Here is a 16,121-nt window from a genome sequence, read left to right as displayed (position 1 = left end):
CCTATCGTGCTCCCGTGGAAGATCGCGAAGTGCTGGCCGGCGGGATCAACCAGGTCGTCCGTGAGGGGGATCGCGTCAGACGTCCCGCGGCTCCGTGGAGCGCGACCGTGCAGCGGCTGCTCGCTCATCTCGCCGAGGCGGGGTTCACCGGGGCGCCTCGCCCGTACGGGCTCAGTGACGACGGCGAGGAGGAGATCGTCGAGTTCCTGCCCGGAGAGGTCGGACACGACTTCGAGGCGCCCCAGGTGCGCAGCGACGACTCACTGACCGCCGTCGCACGACTGCTGCGGAACCTCCACGACGCCTCGGCGAGCTTCGCGCGACAACCGGACGACGTCTGGCAGTTCGCGCCGCGCGAGCCCGCGGAGGTCGTCTGCCACGGCGACGCGGCCACCTACAACACCGTCTTCCGGGACCGACTCCCGGTCGCGTTCATCGACTTCGACACCGCACACCCCGCCCCGCGGCTCTGGGACGTGGCGTACACCGCCTACCGCTTCGTGCCGCTCTACGCCCCCGACGCGGCCGAGCCCTCGCTGCCGGTCCCCGAGGCGAGACGCCGGCTGAACCTCTTCGCCGACGCCTACGGACTGTCCGAGGCGGAGCGCGCCGCGCTTCCCTCCGCCGCCGGGGCGCGGCTGCGGGCACTGGTGGAGTGGATGCACGCCGAAGCGGCGGCGGGCCACACGGCCGTACAGCGGCATGTCGCCGAGGGGCACGACCGGCGCTATCTCACGGACGCCCGGTGGATCGAGGACACCCAAGGGCCGGTTGCCGACGAGCGCGCGTAAGCCTCGCGCGTGCCTTCACGCCGGGTACGCGTGGGTCTGGGCCGCCTTCACCGTGGCCCACACGGTCGCCCCGGGGCGCAGGTCGAGTTCCGCAGCGGCGACGGTGGTCAGGTCGGCGGCGAGGGGGAGTTGACCGGTGAGCGCGGCGCGGATCTGGTCGCCGTGGGTCTCCAGCCCGGCGACCTCGCAGCGCCAGAGGTTGCGGGCGCTGGAGCCGGTCGGCCGGTCGCGGTGCAGTGTGACCGCGCTGGGCGGGAAGGCGACGAAGACGGGACCAGTGAGGTCCTCGGTGGTGGTGACCTCGGCCCCGCCCTCGACCCGGACGGTGTGCCCCTCGGCCTCGCCCCGGTAGAGATTGAGGCCCACCAGATGCGCGATGTAGTCGGTGCGGGGGTGCCGGGCGATGTGTGCCGGGGTGCCCTCCTGGACGATCCGGCCCTCCTCGACGACGACCAGGCGGTCCGCCAGGACCATCGCGTCCAGCGGATCGTGCGTGACGAGCACGGCGACCGCTTCGAACTCGGCGAGATGGTGCCGGAGCTGGGCCCGGACATCGAGACGGGTGCGCGCGTCGAGCGCGGCGAGAGGTTCGTCGAGGAGAAGCAGCCGCGGGTTCGTGGCCAACGCGCGGGCGAGGGCCACCCGTTGGGCCTGACCACCCGACAGCCGCCGGGGCTTGGCGGACGCGTGCGCGGTGAGGTCCATGCGTTCCAGCCATACGGCGGCCTGGGCACGGGCCTCCGCCCTGCTCGCCCCGTGGCAGCGCGGGCCGAAGGCCACGTTGTCCAGTGCGGTCAGGTGAGGGAAGAGCAGATAGTCCTGGAAGACGACCCCGACGGGGCGGGACTCCGGCGGCGTACGCTCCAACTCGGCGCCGTCCACCCGTAGATGACCGTCGGACAGCGGGACGAGACCGGCGAGCGCGCGCAGCGCCGTGGTCTTGCCGGCCCCGTTCGGGCCGAGGAGCGCGACCACGTCGCCGGGGGCCGCCGTGAGCGTGACGTCGAGGTGGAAGGAGCCGCGCTCGACCACGAGACGGGCGTCGAGGCCCGTCGCGGGTGCGGTCCTGGGGGGCGCGGTCATGAGGCGGTCATCCAGCGGTCGCGCAGCCCCGCCAGGACCGCGACGGAGACGGCGAGCAGGACCAGGCTGAGGGCGATCGCGGACTCCGGGTCGTTCTGGAGGGCGAGGTAGACGGCCAGTGGCATGGTCTGGGTACGGCCGGGGAAGTTGCCGGCGAAGGTGATCGTCGCGCCGAACTCGCCCAGCGCACGCGCCCAGGCCAGGACCGCGCCGGCCGCGATGCCGGGGGCGATGAGCGGCAGGGTGACCCGGCGGAACGCGGTGAAGCGGGAGGCGCCCAGCGTGGTGGCGGCCTCCTCGTAGCGGGGATCAGCGGCGCGCAGGGTGCCCTCGACGCTGATGACGAGGAACGGCATCGCCACGAAGGCCTCGGCGATCACGACGCCGGTGGTGGTGAAGGGGAGCGTGATGCCGAACCAGGTGTCCAGCCACTTGCCGACGACGCCGTTGCGGCCCAGGGCCATCAGCAGGGCGACACCGCCGACCACCGGGGGCAGCACCAGCGGCAGCGTCACCAGGGCCCGTACGACACCGCGGCCGGGGAAGTCCACGCGGGCCAGCAACCAGGCCAGCGGCACGCCGAGGACCAGGCTCACCGCGGTCGCCGCCGTCGCGCACACCAGGGAGAGCCGGAGTGCCTGCCAGACCTCGGTGCTGGTGAGCAGGTCGGGCATGCTGCGCCAGGGGGCCCTGATCAGCAGGGCGATGAGCGGCAGGGTCAGGAACGCCAGGCCGATCAGGGCGGGGACGAGCAGCGGCAGCGGAGCACCGCCCCTGAGGGCACGGCGGCGCCGCGGACCACCGGAGAGGGTGTCCGCGGCGTCGGGCCGGCCGGGGGAGCGGAACGTCACGGCTGGAGGAAACCGGCCGCGGTCAGGACCTTCTGGCCCTCGGCGGACCGCACCAGCGCGATGAACGCCTTGGCGGTCTCGGTGTTCTTCGACTCCTTGAGCAGGGCGATGGGGTAGTCGTTGATGGCGTCGGCGGACTCGGGGAACTCCACACCCTCCACCTTGTCACCCGCGGCCTTCACATCGGTCTTGTACACGACGGCCGCGTCGGCCTCCTTCAACACCACCTTGTTGAGCGCGGACTTGACGTCCTCCTCGTAGGACACCGGGGTGAGCTTCAGCTTGCTGGCGGTCAGCGCCTTCTCGGCGGCCGCGCCGCAGGGGACCGTCTTGTCGCAGAGCACGACCTTCAGGTCCTTGTTCGTGAGGTCCTTCAGCGAGGCGACCTTGTCCGGGTTGCCGGGCAGGGTGGCGATCTCCAGCTGGTTGCGGACGAAGGTGGCGGGCGCGTCGGCGTTGTCCTTCGCGTCCGTCACGACCTTCATCGTCTTGGGGCTGGCGGAGGCGAACACGTCCGCGGGCGCCCCGCCGGTGATGGACGCGGCGAGGGAGTCGCTGCCGCCGAAGCTGAAGGTGACCTTGGTACCGGGGTGGGCCTTCTCGAAGTCCTGGCCCAGCGTCGTGAAGCTCTCCTTGAGCGAGGCGGCGGCGAAGACGGTGATGTCACCGGAGATCTTCGCGTCCGAGGACGCCGACGCCGAGGAGCCCGACTTCGCGGAGTCCGAGTCGTCGGAGGACGAGCAGGCGCTCAGGGCCAGCAGCGCGGCGGCGCCCAGGGCGGCCACCTGCACGGGCCGGCGGGTGCGCACGGAACGGGTCATCACGGGTCCACTCCCTCACGTCACGTTCGGCGGTGAGCTCCCCGCCGTCGATCATAGTGCCGCATATGCAAGGTAAAAGTCTCCTGTCGCATCGCATGAGCCGTAACCATGATCTCTCAGGTTGGCATGTGCGTTTGTACGTGAAGCCTCGCGGGGTAGGGCGGCCGGGATACTTGATCCATGGGGAGTGTGGCGGCGTTGTACCGCTATCCGGTGAAGTCGATGCTGGGCGAGGCCGTGAGCGTCGCGACGGTCACGGAAAGCGGGATCCGCGGGGACCGGAGCCACGCCGTGCTCGACGGGACGGGCGCGGTCGGCAGTGCCAAACACCCTCGGAAGTGGGGTGAGTTGCTGCGCTGCCGCAGCGTGCGGGGCGATAACGGCAGCGTGCGGGTCGTCCTGCCGGACGGTACCGCCCTGGAGGCGGAGGACCCGGAACTGGACGCACGGCTGTCCGAGCTGCTGGGCCGCAAGGTGTTCCTCTCGGCCACCCTGCCCGAACACGGCCGACTCGAACGTGCCGTGCCCGAGTACGAGGGCGGAGTGCCGGACGTGGTGCGGAGATCGGCGTCCGTCGATGCCACCGGCACGAGCATCACGACGGGCAGCGTCGCCGCGGGCACCTTCTTCGACTTCGGCCGGCTGCATCTCGTCACCACGGCCTCGCTGGCCCGGATGCGTGCGGTCCATCCCGCCGGGGACTTCGACGCCCGCCGCTTCCGGCCGAACCTGGTCGTCGACACCGACGGGGCACCGGGCTTCCCCGAGGACGCCTGGCCGGGCTCCCGGCTGCGGGTGGGAGAGGCACTGTTCCGTGTGGTGGTGCCCACGCCCCGCTGTGTGATTCCGACCCTCGGCCACGGCGAGCTCCCCCCGGACCCCGGCATCATGCGCGCGGTCGCCCGCGAGCACCGGGTCCCGGTGTTCGACCTGGGCCGCCTCTCCTGCCTCGGCGTCTACCTCGACGTCCTCGAAGCGGGCACGGTCCGGGTGGGCGACACGACCACCTTGTGCTGAGGGGGCTGCTGAGGGGGCTTGCGCTCAGCACAAGGTGATGTGCCGGAGGTGTCCGGCCTCCGGACCGACGTCCGGATCACCCGATCACCGCCGCCCGTACGCACAGCACGTCCGGCAGGTGGGAGGCCAGCTGACGCCAGCTGTCGCCGTCGTCGGCCGAGGCGTACACCTCTCCGTTGCGGTTGCCGAAGTAGACGCCGGCCGGGTCCGCGTCGTCCGTGCACATCGCGTCCCGCAGCACCGTGCCGTAGTGGTCCTCCTGCGGCAGCCCGGCGGTGAGCGGCTCCCAGCTCTTGCCCGCGTCCGCCGTACGGAACACCCGGCAGCGGTGGTCGGCCGGGACCCGGTCCGCGTCGGCGTTGATCGGGAAGACATACGCCGTCTCGCCGCGGTGCGGGTGCGCGGCCGTCGCGAAGCCGAAGGTGGACGGCAGTCCCTCGCCGATGTCCGTCCAGTGCCCGCCCGCGTCGTCGCTTCTGTACACACCCCAGTGGTTCTGGAGGTACAGCCGGTCCGGGTCCGCCGCGTCCCGGGCGACCTTGTGCACGCACTGGCCGAACTCCGGGTTCGGATCGGGCAGGAACACCGCGGAGACGCCGGAGTTGGAGGGCTCCCAGCTCGCTCCGCCGTCCTTCGTGCGGAACACCCCGGCCGTGGAGACGGCGACCGTCACCGCGCGCGGGTCCCGCTTGTCGGTCAGGACGGTGTGCAGACCCTCACCGCCGCCGCCCGGCACCCACTTGGAACGGGTCGGATGCTCCCACAGGGGCCGGACCAGCTCGAAGCTCTCCCCGCGGTCCTCCGAGCGGTACAGCGCGGCCGGTTCCGTGCCCGCGTACACCACGTCCGGCTCGGCGGCGGCCGGGTGCAACTGCCAGACACGCTCCAGCGAGGCCCCGGTGTCCTTGGGGAACTTCACGGCCGGCTGGGCGGGCTCGGTCCAGGTGCGGCCCAGGTCGTCGGAGTGGAACACGGACGGCCCCCAGTGCGCGCTGTCCCCGCCGGCCAGCAGCCGCGGTCGCTCGCCCCGGGTGTCGATCGCGACCGAGTAGACGGCCTGCGCGTTGAAGTACGGGCTCTGGTCGAACTCCCAGGTGCCGCCGCGCGCCCGCCCGATGAACAGGCCCTTGCGTGTCCCCACGGCCAGCAGCTTCTCAGTCATACCGGTCACCTCCGCTGTGCTTTGACGTCTTTGTCCCAGCCACCGGCCAGTCTGCACCCCACCACTGACAGTCACCTCTGGAAACGGCTTCGCCGCAGGTCAGGGCGGGGATGGTAACCGGCCGCCGCGCTTGACGGGCGGCTTTCGCCGAAGACGCCCGTGGAGCTGGGCGACCCGGGGGACCGTGGTGACGGAGAACTCGCCGTGAGCCGTGAGCATCGAGGGGGACTCTCCCGTATGGGAGAGCGGTCCGGCATGTTCGTGCGCCCGTCGCTCATGAGGAGGATGCCTTCGATGGCGTTCCGTGGTCCCAAGGTCTGGCTGTGGCGATGGCGGCGCAACCCGCTCAGACGTCGTGCCGACACCGTCGAGGCGTGGGTCGTGCTCGGTGCCTGGCTGCTCACCGTGTTAGCGGGAGTGGGCGCGGGGCTGGCGGTGAGCCGGGCCGTCGAGCACCAGCTGGCCCGGGAGCGCGTCGAATGGAGTCCTGTCGTGGCCCGGCTCACCGAACACGCACCCGGTACGGCCGACCCCGGTACGTCCAGTGGTGAGCGGGTGTGGGGCGAGGTGGCCTGGACCGGGGCCGACGGCTCCCACCACACCGGCCAGGTACGAGTCGACCCCGGCAGCACCCAGGGCACGCCGGTCACGATCTGGACCGACGCCCGCGGCCGCCTGATGACCCAGCCCGCGACCGCGGGCCAGGCCCAGATCCGCGCCGCGCTGATCGGCGTCCTGGTCGGCATCAGCACCGCCGCCGTCCCCTTCGTCGGCACCCGAGTCCTCCGCGCCCGCCTGGAACGCCGCCGCCTGCACCAGTGGGACACGGACTGGGCCCACTTCGGCCCCCTGTGGGGCGGGAGACGCGCGGACGGGAGGTGAGCGGACGCGAGGTCAGCGGTCGGGGCGGGCTGCGGCGGGCGTGGGCCGCCCCGCCGCTGTCGCCGCCGAACCGGCCTGCCCGCTTCACTCCCCCCGCCGCGCATCTCCGGACAGTCCGAACAAGCAGAACCCCCGCCCTACCGCCCCGCCAGCACCTCCCCACACGCCCCCACCAACCATTCGTCGTCCAGCACGTCCTCACTGCCGCGCCCACCCCCCGGCAGCGCCAGATGCCGCCGCCGAGCGGTGACCTCCGCGTGGAGAAGGTCGTGGAGCGGTGTCCCCGCAGGGCCCAGCGCGGCGAGGCAGGTCGTGATGGTGCGGCGGGTGTGCGGGTTCTCCGTCCAGGCCGTTCGCAGGACCGGCGCCGACAGGTCCGGGTCCCCGGTGATCCGCCACACCGCGCACGCGGCGGAGACCCGCTCCCACAGGTCGTCCGCCCGGACCATCCGCAGCAACCCCGCCACGGCCGGCTCCGCCGAGGGCCCCAGCCGCGCCAGCGCCGCCGCGGCGGCCCGTCGCCGAGGCCGCCCCTGCGCCAACTCGGCCGTCAGCACGGGCAGTACCGCTGAAGCGTCCGCCGCCACGGACCACAACGCCCCCGCCGCCACCGCCGCGAACTCCGTCTCCAGCAGCTTCCGCAGCACCGGTACGACCTCGGACGCCCCGCCGCTCACCCCCGCACTCCCGAACGTGTCGAGCGCACGGACGGCCGACTCCACCACCGCGTCCCGCAGCCGCGCCCCCACCGGCACGCCCCGCACCAGCCGCAGTACCTCCGGCACCGCCTCCGCGTCGCCCAGCGCGGTGACCGCCGACAGCAGCGGTACGGCCCGCTCGAACACCCCGGGGGAGTCCACGGGGATCGCCCCCAGCCGGCGACGCAGCGCGGGCGCGAGAGGGGCCGCGGCGGGGCCCAAATGGCGGATCACATGCCCCAGATCGTCCGGTACGACCGAACCGTCGAGCACCTCCGACAGCACCGGCACCGCCCGGCGGTCCCCGCTCCTGGCCAGCGCCTTGAGCGGACCACCGAGTGTCGGTGCCCCACGCTCCCACCGCCGTACCCACAGATCCGGCCGGGAAGTGACCAGAGCGGCGAGGTCGTCGGCGGCGGGAGCGGCCAAGGTGAAGAGGTCCGCCAGGACGGAGACCGCAGCGTCGCGCAACCCGCCTTCCTCGGAGGCCAGTTGAGCGCCGATCAGGGCCACCGGCTCGGCCCAGTCGCCCCGCCACTCGCGGAACAGGCCCGCCGACATCCATACGGCGTTGCACCGGTCGACGACCTCCGGGCTGGTCAACTGCCCCTGGAGAAGGGCCTTCCGCGCGTCGAGCCGGTCGTCGAGCGCGCTGTGCAGGGTGCGCAGCAACTGCGAGCCCTCCTCGTCCGACGGCCGTAGCCGCCGTAACCGACTCGCCAGGGTGTCGGAGTGGGGACAGCCGACGCCGTTCCGTGCCGTGAGCCGCTGCGCGGACCGCTCTCTGAGCAGCCCGACGGCGATCGGGACCAGGTCGGGTGGAAGGCGGTCGGGAGCGCAGGCGGCGAGCTGTCCGAGGGCGGCCAGCCGCAGTCCGGGGGCACAGGACGGGGAGCTCTGCGCTGTGAGCAACTCCAGCGCCTCGTCCGCGTGTCCGGGGTGGCGCCGTACGAACAGACCGAGGCTCTCGGTGAGGGCGAGCAGGACCCGGTCGTCCCGCTCCAGCGCGCCACGCTCCCGCAACAGGCCCAGCACGCGGGCCGGTTCGTCGAGGAAGCGGACGAGTGCCGCCAGGGCCGCCCGGCGGACGGAGGGGTCGGCGTCCCCCGCCAGCCGGACGAACACCTCGGCACCGGCGCGCACCCCGACACCTGCACGCGCGGACAGGCCGTCATCGCCACCCTCCCACCCCTCGCTGCCCGCCCCGATGCTCACCAGCAGTTCGACGATGCCCGCCCGGTCCGCGACCTCCCCGCGGGCCGCGAGCGCGAGCAGAAACGGAATGCAGGCCAGGGTCGAGTCGTACACGTCGCCCTGGTGGTGCACGGCCCCGTACATCGCGTCGAGGGCGGTCTCCCGCTCGACCCGGTCCGTGGAGGCGAGTCCCCGCAGCAGCCCGGGCACATCCTCCGCGCTGCCGTACGCATGCCGCAGCGAGGCCCAGTCGACCTCGTCGATCCCCGTGAACACGTTGTCCTCCCCAGGCGAAGTGCCAACTGATCGGAGTCTGCACCACGGGACTGACAACGAAGCGGAATCAGTGTGTGACGGTGAGCGATCCGGACAGGGAGGTGGTCCGGTTTTCGCCAAGTAGTCCTGGAACGGCCTTAGTTGTCGCCGGGTAGCGCCCTCGCGAGGACGGCGTCCAGGTCCGCGGAGTCGGGCAGGGTGCCGAAGGCGTGCCCCCACTCGCCGCCGAGCCGGCTCGCGCAGAAGGCGTCGGCGACCGCGGGCGGGGCGTGCCGGACGAGGAGGGAGGCCTGGAGCGTCAGGGCCATGTGCTCGACCAGCCGGCGCGCACTCGTCTCGGACGCGGTGGTCAGCAGGTCCTTGAGCCGGTTCACGGCCGTGTCCAGGCGCGCGTCCGCTCCCTGGGCCTGGGCCAGTTCGCCGAACAGCGCCTGAGCGGTGTCCGGTTCGCGGCGCAACGCCCGCAGGACGTCGAGGGCGTTGACGTTGCCCGATCCCTCCCAGATCGACAGCAGGGGTGCCTCCCGGTAGTGCCGGGGCATGCCCGAGTCCTCCACGTAGCCGTTGCCGCCGAGGCATTCCAGGGCCTCCGCGGTGAAGGCCGGGCCCCGCTTGGTGACCCAGTACTTGCCGACGGCGGTGGCGATACGGCGGAACGCCTGCTCGCCGGTGTCCCCGCGCACCGCGCGGTCGGCGGCGCCCGCCAGCCGGAGCGTGAGGGTGGTGGCGGCCTCGGACTCCAGCGCCAGATCGGCCAGGACGTTGCGCATCAGCGGCTGGTCGAGCAGCCGGGCGCCGAAGGCGCTGCGGTGCCGGGCGTGGTGGCCCGCCTCGACGAGGGTCTTGCGCATCAGGGTCGCCGACATCATCACGCAGTCCAGGCGGGTGCAGTTGACCATCTCGATGATCGTCTTGACGCCCTGTCCCTCGGGACCGACCAGCCAGGCGACCGTCCCGTCGAACTCGGGCTCGGACGACGCGTTGGACCGGTTGCCGAGCTTGTCCTTGAGGCGCTGGATGCGGAAGGTGTTGCGGCTGCCGTCCGGCAGGATCCGCGGCACGAGGAAGCACGACAGCCCGCCGGGTGCCTGCGCCAGCACCAGGAAGAGGTCGCACATCGGAGCCGAGGTGAACCACTTGTGTCCGCACAGGGTGTACACACCGGGCTCGGCGGTCGGCGTGGCCGCCGTGGTGTTCGTCCGGACGTCGGAGCCGCCCTGCTTCTCGGTCATCCCCATGCCCGCGAGCAGCCCGGGCTTGTCGGTCGGGACCCTGAGCTCCGGCTCGTACTCACGTCCGGTCAGCAGGGGTTCGTAGAGCTTCGCCAGCTCCGGCTCCTTGCGCAGTGCCGGGATCGCCGCGTACGTCATCGACGTGGGACAGCCGTGGCCGGCGTCCGTGTGTCCCCAGACCAACCCGCCCGCCGTACGGGCGACATGGGCCCCGGGCCGGTCCTCCGCCCACGGTGTGCCGGCCAGTCCCTCGGCCACGGCGGTCCGCATCAGGTGGTGCCAGCTCGGATGGAAGTCGACCTCGTCGACCCGGTTGCCGTAGCGGTCGTGCGTGCGCAGCACCGGCTCGTGCCGGTTGGCCTGATCCGCCCACTCCTGGGCCTCGGCGCTGCCCGCCCGCAGCCCGAGCCGCCGGACCCCCTCCTCGGCCCAGCCGGCGCCCTCGCGGCGCAGCCCTTCCAGTAGGACGGTGTCGGCCGAGGCGTCGTACGGGGCGAGAGGAGGCGGCTGATTGGTGACGGTGTGGGTGGCGGCGTGTCCGGACGCGGGGAGAGAAGCCATGGCGTCCATGTTGCACCTGCTCTGCGGTCGTAGCAATAGTGCAACAGGACGTACAGTGACTGGCCATGCGGAGGAACGTGTCGGCACGGCCCGGTGGGATCGACCTGCGACCGCTCTCCGCGCGGTCGGTCGTGCTGAGCCTGCTCCTGGGTGCCCATCCACCGGAGATGCCGGTGAAGGACCTGGTCCGCGCGGTGGAGCCGTTCGGGGTGGGAGGCTCCACACTGCGTGCCGCGCTCAGCCGGATGGTGAGCGCCGGTGACCTGCGGCGCGCCGACACCGTCTACGGCCTCAGCGACCGCCTGCTCGCGCGCCAGCGACGCCAGGACGACGCCGTGCACCCCTCCACGCGCGCGTGGAGCGGCGACTGGGAGATGGTCGTGATCACCGCGACGGGCCGCGGCCCCGCCGAACGTGCCGAGCTGCGCGCGCGGCTGACCACCCTGCGGCTCGCCGAACTCCGCGAGGGCGTCTGGCTGCGCCCCGCCAATCTCCTACGGCCGCTCCCCGACGGCCTCGACGCGGTCGCCCTGCGCTCCACGGCCCGCCCTGACCGCCCGGCGCCCGAACTGGCTACGGCACTGTGGCCCCTGGACGGGTGGGCGGCCCGGTCCCAGGCGCTGCTCGCGCATGTCGCGCGCGTGGAGCGCCCCGCGGACCGGCTCACCGGCTTCGCGGCGGTCGTACGGCATCTGCTGACCGATCCGGTGCTGCCGCCCGACCTCCTGCCGCCCGACTGGCCCGGTGCGCGGCTGCGCTCCGCGTACGCGGCCTACCAGCGGGAGCTGGCGGACACCGTGCCCCAGCACCACCTGCCCGCATGACACGGCGGCCGTGCGAAGCGTCGTGCGGGGACGCTTCGTACGGCCGCCTTCACCTGCCGACGGGACTACCTGTAGGTGATGTCGGAGGTCGTGTACTTGCAGTAGGTGCCGTCAGGGTCCTTGCCGTTGGTGGTCGGCTCCTTGCCCGTGTTGTTCCCGATGTACTTCTGGCACGGGACGATCTTCTTGCCGGAGTCGCCGACGATCGTGATCCCCTTCAGGGACGCGCTGTCGCCGTAGTTGGTGTTGATGCCGACGAGCTTGTTCCCCGAATAGGTCGCCTCGATGGTGTTGAGGTTGATCGTGCGCTTGTACTGCGTCGAGCAGTTGCCGCAGGAGCGCACGAAGGTGCCGAAGTTCTGCACCGCGAAGTTCGAGACGTTGAGCGTCCCGGCGCCGTTGAACTGGAACACCTTGTCGCTGGCCGACCGCGCGCCACCGCCGGAGACGGTGTACACGTTGGACGAGGAGGAGCCGCGGAAGGTGGCCGCGTCCTCGCCGACGTCCTCCCACCACACGTTCTGGAGCGTGCAGCTGCCCGCGCAGTGGATGCCGTCGGCGGCGGGAGCCCCGATGATGACGTTCTTGAGGACGGTTCCGGCGGCCAGGTTCAGGATCGGCCCCTGGTCCTCGTCCTGGCTGCCGCTGCCCAGGTCGCCCGTGCCGTACAGGCGCTTCATCCCGTAGTCCTTGGTGCCGGACAGCTGGATGGTCGAGGAGACCGCCTGGCTGCCGTTCGCGGTGGGCCAGGTGGCGGCCGTGGCGGTCGGCGCGTTGACTGTCATGATCATGCCAACCGAGAGGCCGAGTGCGGCCGCGGCGCCGGTCAGCGCACGCGTACGCGCGTGTGGACGTGCCGAAGAAGTCATGTCCCGAATCCTTCTTCCGTAGGGGGTGGACGGTGGGGGGTGGTCAGATCTTTCCGGCGCCCGCGCCGCCGGTCACCGAGGCGGTGACGGAGGAGGCGGGCTCGGCGGTGTAGCCGTACGGAGCGGTGGTGAAGGTGCCGACGCGGGAGATCTCGGTGGCGGCTCCGCCGAGGTCGTTGCCGCGCAGGTTGGCGTATCCGTCGACGTCACTGCTCCGGTTCGTGGTGACAGCGACTCCGGTACTGCGGAAGACGTTGTTCTCCACGAGCATCTGGGCGCCCATCCGCGAGTGCACCGCGGTCTCGGCACCGACGACGTAGTTGTCGTAGAAGTGCCCGGTGCCGAAGCGCAGGCTGGGGATGCGCGAGTTGACGTTGTTGAACCAGTTGTGGTGGTACGTCACCTTCAGATGGCCGGTGTCCTCGCTCGCGTTGTTGTCGCTGTGGCCGACGAGCGAGCCCTTGAAGTGATCCTTGAAGGTGTTCCAGGACACCGTGACGTTGTCCGAGGCGTGGTTGATGTCCAGCAGACCGTCGTAGTGGTCCTTGTCGTGATCGCGGTCCGCCGAGAAGGAGTTGTGGTCGATCCACACCTTCGTCGAGGCCTGCACCTCGATGCCGTCGGCGGGTGCGAGGGGCTTGCTGATGTTCAGGTTGCGGACCGCGACGTTGGTGACCTTCTTCAGCCGCAGCCCGCCGCCGGTGCACCCGGACGACGAACCGACGCCCAGCACCGTGGTGTTGGAGCCGACGTCGACCGTGCCGCTCAGCGAGATCAGGCCGTTGACCTTGACGACCTTCGCCGTGCTGCCGGTGACGGCCGCCTTGAAGGCGGCCAGGGTGGAGACGGTGACCGCCGAGGCGCTGCCACCGCCGGTGGTTCCGGCGCCGAAACCGATGGGGGAGGTCTCGGCGGCCCCGGCCGGCTGCGGGACGGCCAGGGCGGCCGCCGTCGCGAGCGCGGCCGCACCGGCGGCCAGAGCGGATCTTTGCGCGTGTGCACGTGGGGGGCGAGTACGCATGCGGGTGCGTCCCTTCGGGGTGCCTGCTTGGTGCCGGGTCGGACATGTACGTGAAAATTGATCGCCATGTTGAACGACTTGCGCAGTGCAGAGTGGTGATGTGTGGACCGCTCGCCGCAGGGTCGTTCACATCACTGAACGGAAGGTAGGGGGCAAGCGCTTTCTAGTCAACGCTTCGCGCAGAAGACCTTCGGCCACCCGGGTGGGGGAGGGGTGGTTAATGCGAGCGAATTCTTTCGACGTGTGGGAGCGCTTCCATGGCAGCCATGTGCATGCCACGATGCTCGCCGGGCGCCTCGGACCAACTCTCCCTGCTCAAGGAAAGGGGCAAGGACGTGTCCACCACCCCCCGCAACTCCCCGCGGAGACGGCTGAGCTCGCTGCTGCTGTCCGTGCTGTCGCTGCTCGCGGCGGTCTTCCTCTCCGGGCCCACCGCCTCGGCACGCACCGAGGCGGTGCCGGCCGCCACGCTCACCGAGGTGACGGGCTTCGGCGCGAATCCCAGCAACCTCCAGATGTACCTGTACGTGCCGGCCAACGTCACCGCGCACCCGGCCGTCGTCGTGGCCGTGCACTACTGCACGGGCTCGGGACCTGCCATGTACAACGGCACCGAATGGGCCCAACTGGCCGACACCCACGGGTTCGTGGTGATCTACCCCTCGGTCACCCGTGCCAGCAAGTGCTTCGACGTGTCCTCGCCGCAGGCGCTGAAGCGCGGCGGCGGCAGCGACCCGGTCGGCATCAAGTCGATGATCGACTGGACGGTCGGCACCTACTCCGCCGACACCGCGAGGATCTACGCCACCGGCATCTCCTCCGGCGCGATGATGACCAACGTCCTGCTCGGTGACTACCCGGACGTCTTCGCGGCCGGCGCCGCCTTCTCCGGCGTCCCCTTCGGCTGCTTCGCTACGACGGACGGCTCGGAGTGGAACAGCGCCTGCTCCGGCGGCACGATCACCCGCACCCCGCAGGAGTGGGGCAACCTGGTGCGCGCCGCCTACCCCGGCTACACCGGCACCCGGCCCCGCATGCAGGTGTGGCACGGCACCGAGGACGACGTGCTGCGCTACCCCAACTTCGGGGAGGAGATCAAGCAGTGGACGAACGTCCTCGGCGTCGGCCAGACGCCCGCCGCCACCGACTCCCCCGTCTCCGGCTGGACCCGCACCCGCTACGGCGCCACCGGTGACCGGGCCCCGGTGGAGGCCGTCAGCCTCCAGGGTGTCGGCCACAACCTGTACAGCTGGGGCATGGCCGAGCGCGCGCTGACCTTCTTCGGGCTGGGCGGCGACGGACCCGCGCCCCAACCCCAGCCCGGCGCCTGCAAGGTGACGGTCACGACCAACGCCTGGAACACCGGCCTCACCGCGTCCGTCACCGTCACCAACACCGGCACGACGTCGATCAACGGCTGGCAACTCGCCTTCACCCTGCCCGGCGGCCAGACCATCACCAACGGCTGGGGCGCCACGTACGCCCCGAGCTCGGGAGCGGTGACGGCCACGAACGCGTCGTACAACGCGGCGATCGCCCCGAACGCGAGTGTCAGCATCGGCTACCAGGCGAACCACGGTGGGAACAGCGCGGCGCCGGGTGCCTTCACGCTCAACGGGAAGGCGTGCACGGTGAGTTGAGCCTGCACGCCGTCCGGCGGGACGTCCGGTGTCAGACCGACCGGTGGTACTGGTCCGGCACATGGACGTCCCCGCCCAGCTCGCGCGCCGCGTGCCGGGCCCAGGACGGGTTGCGCAGCAACTCGCGGCCCAGCAGCACCGCGTCCGCCTCGCCGTTGGACAGGATCTTCTCGGCCTGCTCGGCGTCCGTGATCAGACCCACCGCGGCGACCGGCAGGGTGGTCTCCGCCTTGACGCGGGCGGCGAAGGGAACCTGGTAGCCGGGAGCGACCGGGATGCGGACGCCGGACGCGTTGCCGCCGCTGGAGACGTCCAGGAGGTCGATGCCGTGCGCCTGGAGGTCGCGGGCGAAGCGGACGGTGTCGTCCGGGGTCCAGCCGCCCTCCTCCAGCCAGTCGGTGGCCGAGATGCGGAAGAAGAGGGGCTTGTCGTCGGGCCAGACCGCACGGACCGCGTCGACGACCTCCAGCGCGAAGCGGGTGCGGTTCTCGAACGAGCCGCCGTACTCGTCGGTGCGGTGGTTGCTGTGCGGGGAGAGGAAGTTGCCGATCAGATAGCCGTGGGCGCCGTGGATCTCGGCGACCTCGAAACCGGCGGCGAGGGCGCGACGGGCCGCGTCCGCGAACTGGCCGACCACTTCCGCGATCTGAGCGGTCGTCAGCTCCGTCGGAACCGGGTGCTTCTCGTCGTAGGCCACCGCGCTCGGGCCCAGCGGCTGCCATCCCCGCGCGTCCTGGGCGAGCGGCGCGCCGCCCTTCCAGGGCTGGTCGGTGGCGGCCTTGCGGCCGGCGTGGGCGAGCTGGATTCCCGGAACCGTGCCCTGGGAGGCCAGGAAGCGGGTGATGCGGCGGAACGCCTCGACCTGGGTGTCGTTCCAGATGCCGAGGTCGTAGGGCGAGATACGGCCCTCGGGGCTGACGCCGGTGGCCTCGACGATGACCAGGCCGGTGCCGCCGGCCGCGCGGGCCGCGTAGTGCGCGAAGTGCCAGTCGTTCGGGGCGCCGACCTCGGGCCCGTCCGGAGCGGCCGAGTACTGGCACATCGGCGGCATCCACACCCGGTTCGCCATCGTCAGGTCGCGCAGGGTGAAGGGCTCGAAGAGTGCGCTCACGGCGGGCTCCAATCGTCACGGGACCGGTGGTCGACTCGTACGATAGGCATCGTAGTACGCCAGGTGTCAAACTACGAGAGTTCTCGTA

Annotated in this window: 14 protein-coding genes; 5 read left to right on the top strand and 9 right to left on the bottom strand. The window is 71.6% G+C overall.

The genetic code is table 11. The features are described from left to right. Positions 1-14: 14 nt before the first annotated feature. Entirely contained in the window at positions 15-791 is a 777-nt protein-coding gene (locus ACFULQ_RS07020) for a phosphotransferase (RefSeq protein ID WP_383539235.1), read from the top strand. A 15-nt stretch (positions 792-806) separates the two neighbouring features. Here ACFULQ_RS07020 and ACFULQ_RS07015 read toward each other — a convergent pair whose 3' ends face one another. The 3 genes from ACFULQ_RS07015 to modA are packed head-to-tail and all read right to left on the bottom strand — an operon-like array spanning position 807 to position 3,546. Further along, positions 807-1,874 (bottom strand): ABC transporter ATP-binding protein, encoded by a 1,068-nt coding sequence (locus ACFULQ_RS07015; RefSeq protein ID WP_383539233.1) that lies wholly within the window; start codon positions 1,872-1,874, stop codon positions 807-809. Next, positions 1,871-2,725 (bottom strand): molybdate ABC transporter permease subunit, encoded by an 855-nt coding sequence (gene modB / locus ACFULQ_RS07010; RefSeq protein WP_383539231.1) that lies wholly within the window; start codon positions 2,723-2,725, stop codon positions 1,871-1,873. The genes ACFULQ_RS07015 and modB overlap by 4 nt, the downstream gene beginning before the upstream one ends. After that, complete coding sequence (gene modA / locus ACFULQ_RS07005) at positions 2,722-3,546, bottom strand: molybdate ABC transporter substrate-binding protein (RefSeq protein WP_383539228.1); 825 nt, start codon at positions 3,544-3,546, stop codon at positions 2,722-2,724. Before modA ends, modB begins: the two co-directional genes overlap by 4 nt. Positions 3,547-3,726: 180 nt before the next feature. On the opposite strand from modA, the gene ACFULQ_RS07000 reads away from it, so the two are divergent. Then, entirely contained in the window at positions 3,727-4,563 is an 837-nt protein-coding gene (locus ACFULQ_RS07000) for an MOSC domain-containing protein (protein WP_383539226.1), read from the top strand. A 76-nt stretch (positions 4,564-4,639) separates the two neighbouring features. Here the strand turns inward: ACFULQ_RS07000 and ACFULQ_RS06995 are convergent, their stop codons facing one another. Continuing rightward, positions 4,640-5,725 carry a WD40/YVTN/BNR-like repeat-containing protein gene (locus tag ACFULQ_RS06995; RefSeq protein ID WP_383539223.1) on the bottom strand — a complete coding sequence of 362 codons (1,086 nt, stop codon included), beginning with the start codon at positions 5,723-5,725 and terminating at the stop codon, positions 4,640-4,642. 294 nt (positions 5,726-6,019) lie between these two features. On the opposite strand from ACFULQ_RS06995, the gene ACFULQ_RS06990 reads away from it, so the two are divergent. Continuing rightward, positions 6,020-6,607 carry a hypothetical protein gene (locus ACFULQ_RS06990; protein WP_383539220.1) on the top strand — a complete coding sequence of 196 codons (588 nt, stop codon included), beginning with the start codon at positions 6,020-6,022 and terminating at the stop codon, positions 6,605-6,607. A gap of 137 nt (positions 6,608-6,744) precedes the next feature. Here ACFULQ_RS06990 and ACFULQ_RS06985 read toward each other — a convergent pair whose 3' ends face one another. Both ACFULQ_RS06985 and ACFULQ_RS06980 read right to left on the bottom strand, forming a co-directional pair. Further along, positions 6,745-8,775 carry a HEAT repeat domain-containing protein gene (locus ACFULQ_RS06985; protein WP_383539218.1) on the bottom strand — a complete coding sequence of 677 codons (2,031 nt, stop codon included), beginning with the start codon at positions 8,773-8,775 and terminating at the stop codon, positions 6,745-6,747. A gap of 137 nt (positions 8,776-8,912) precedes the next feature. Beyond that, the gene (locus tag ACFULQ_RS06980; protein WP_383539215.1) at positions 8,913-10,568 is read right to left on the bottom strand and encodes an acyl-CoA dehydrogenase family protein; all 1,656 of its coding nucleotides are present in this window, start codon (positions 10,566-10,568) and stop codon (positions 8,913-8,915) included. A 65-nt stretch (positions 10,569-10,633) separates the two neighbouring features. Here ACFULQ_RS06980 and ACFULQ_RS06975 point away from each other — a divergent pair, with 65 nt between their 5' ends. After that, positions 10,634-11,392, top strand: coding sequence for a PaaX family transcriptional regulator C-terminal domain-containing protein (locus tag ACFULQ_RS06975; protein ID WP_383539212.1), 759 nt, complete (start codon positions 10,634-10,636; stop codon positions 11,390-11,392). 65 nt (positions 11,393-11,457) lie between these two features. Here ACFULQ_RS06975 and ACFULQ_RS06970 read toward each other — a convergent pair whose 3' ends face one another. Together ACFULQ_RS06970 and ACFULQ_RS06965 are read right to left on the bottom strand one after the other, a co-directional pair. Further along, positions 11,458-12,261, bottom strand: coding sequence for a pectate lyase (locus ACFULQ_RS06970; protein WP_383539209.1), 804 nt, complete (start codon positions 12,259-12,261; stop codon positions 11,458-11,460). A 43-nt stretch (positions 12,262-12,304) separates the two neighbouring features. Further along, positions 12,305-13,282, bottom strand: a complete 978-nt coding sequence (locus tag ACFULQ_RS06965; RefSeq protein WP_383539206.1) for a polysaccharide lyase family 1 protein — start codon at positions 13,280-13,282, stop codon at positions 12,305-12,307. A gap of 266 nt (positions 13,283-13,548) precedes the next feature. Here ACFULQ_RS06965 and ACFULQ_RS06960 point away from each other — a divergent pair, with 266 nt between their 5' ends. Next, a complete protein-coding gene (locus tag ACFULQ_RS06960; protein ID WP_383539203.1) occupies positions 13,549-14,922 on the top strand; it encodes a PHB depolymerase family esterase in 1,374 nt (457 codons plus the stop codon). 31 nt (positions 14,923-14,953) lie between these two features. On the opposite strand, the gene ACFULQ_RS06955 is transcribed toward ACFULQ_RS06960, so the two are convergent. Then, positions 14,954-16,033: an NADH:flavin oxidoreductase/NADH oxidase gene (locus ACFULQ_RS06955; RefSeq protein ID WP_383539201.1), complete on the bottom strand. Its 1,080-nt coding sequence runs from the start codon at positions 16,031-16,033 to the stop codon at positions 14,954-14,956. Between the last annotated feature and the right edge of the window lie 88 nt (positions 16,034-16,121).

It is taken from the genome of Streptomyces sp. NPDC057253 (assembly GCF_042669125.1).
GTDB lineage: Bacteria > Actinomycetota > Actinomycetes > Streptomycetales > Streptomycetaceae > Streptomyces.
This window is presented reverse-complemented; position numbering and strand designations above follow the sequence as displayed.

Bases quoted from the DNA above. Each gene is read 5' to 3' on its own strand.
- ACFULQ_RS06975 (WP_383539212.1), top strand. From the start codon at position 10,634: ATGCGGAGGAACGTGTCGGCACGGCCCGGTGGGATCGACCTGCGACCG.
- ACFULQ_RS06995 (WP_383539223.1), bottom strand. From the start codon at position 5,725: ATGACTGAGAAGCTGCTGGCCGTGGGGACACGCAAGGGCCTGTTCATC.
- ACFULQ_RS06970 (WP_383539209.1), bottom strand. From the start codon at position 12,261: ATGACTTCTTCGGCACGTCCACACGCGCGTACGCGTGCGCTGACCGGC.
- ACFULQ_RS07000 (WP_383539226.1), top strand. From the start codon at position 3,727: ATGGGGAGTGTGGCGGCGTTGTACCGCTATCCGGTGAAGTCGATGCTG.
- ACFULQ_RS06960 (WP_383539203.1), top strand. From the start codon at position 13,549: ATGTGCATGCCACGATGCTCGCCGGGCGCCTCGGACCAACTCTCCCTG.
- modA (WP_383539228.1), bottom strand. From the start codon at position 3,546: ATGACCCGTTCCGTGCGCACCCGCCGGCCCGTGCAGGTGGCCGCCCTG.
- ACFULQ_RS06990 (WP_383539220.1), top strand. From the start codon at position 6,020: ATGGCGTTCCGTGGTCCCAAGGTCTGGCTGTGGCGATGGCGGCGCAAC.
- ACFULQ_RS06980 (WP_383539215.1), bottom strand. From the start codon at position 10,568: ATGGCTTCTCTCCCCGCGTCCGGACACGCCGCCACCCACACCGTCACC.
- ACFULQ_RS07015 (WP_383539233.1), bottom strand. From the start codon at position 1,874: ATGACCGCGCCCCCCAGGACCGCACCCGCGACGGGCCTCGACGCCCGT.
- ACFULQ_RS06965 (WP_383539206.1), bottom strand. From the start codon at position 13,282: ATGCGTACTCGCCCCCCACGTGCACACGCGCAAAGATCCGCTCTGGCC.